Below are 1,081 nucleotides of genomic sequence, written 5' to 3'. Positions count from 1 at the left end.
TTCTGAAAGCTCAATTATCAATGCTATTTTATCAGTACCAGAAAAGATATAAGCCAGCCTGAACCCAAGGCAGGTAATAAATCTTATTTCAACAGCCACCGGCTTATTAACAAATGTCTGGTCAGCGATACAATCCCCTCATCCAATATTGTAATGAGATGAGTAAAGGAATTTTTCAACCAATAATTAACAATATATGAAAATTGCAATTGTGCATGATGATCTTGTACGCAAAGGCGGAGCAGAGCAGGTAGCATTAAGTTTTCACAATGCTTTTCCCAGTGCTCCTATTTACACGCTGGCGTATGACGCGAATAGTACCTACCCCGAGTTTAAAGATTGTAATATTAAAGTTAGCTGGTTTGGGCAATTCATTAAGAGTGAGAAAAATATGAAGCGCCTTTTTTTTCCATTGGGTGTTTTAGCCATGCAACGTTTAGATTTAAGGGAATACGATGTGGTTTTACAATCAACCACGCACTGTGCTAAATATGTACAAACAGCAGATGATGCACTTGTTATTACCTATTGCCATAATCCGTTCCGTTTAGTATGGGATACTGACTCATATGATAAAGTTAAGCAGGCAAACAGATTGAAAAGGACACTTTATGGAAAAGTTATTTCGATATTAAAAAAAATTGATACGGATGCTGCAAAAAGAACCGATTGGTTTATCACTAATGCGCAAGAGGTGGTGCACCGTATTAAGCAAGCTTATAATCCCCTAAATGAAATTACAGTAATTAATCCGCCGGTAAGGTGTAGTAATTTTTATGTTTCTAATTCAGTAAGCGATTACTATTTGATAGTATCACGTTTTGAATCTTACAAAAAGGTTGACCTGGTTATTGAGGCTTTTAATAAAATGCCCGATAAAAAGCTGGTTATTGTAGGTAAAGGCTCCCGGGAAAAGGAGATAAAGGAAAATGCCGGTAATAATATTACATTTTTAACCGGGTTAGACGCCGCCGATTTGGCAAGACTTTACGCTAACTGTAAAGCTTTTATTTTTCCACAGCTGGAAGATTATGGAATTACCCCGCTTGAGGCCAACGCGTCTGGAAGGCCTGTTATAGCC

Annotated in this window: 1 protein-coding gene; it reads left to right on the top strand. The window is 37.7% G+C overall.

The window, feature by feature from the left end:
• Positions 1-196 precede the first annotated feature (196 nt).
• The coding region (locus AC1DRQ_RS31775) for a glycosyltransferase (protein WP_477430182.1) at positions 197-1,081 on the top strand (885 nt) is incomplete at its 3' end.

Source organism: Mucilaginibacter sp. P4_E8, from assembly GCF_056401495.1.
Note: the sequence above shows the minus strand (reverse complement) of the source record. Positions and strands in the feature narration are given on the sequence as shown.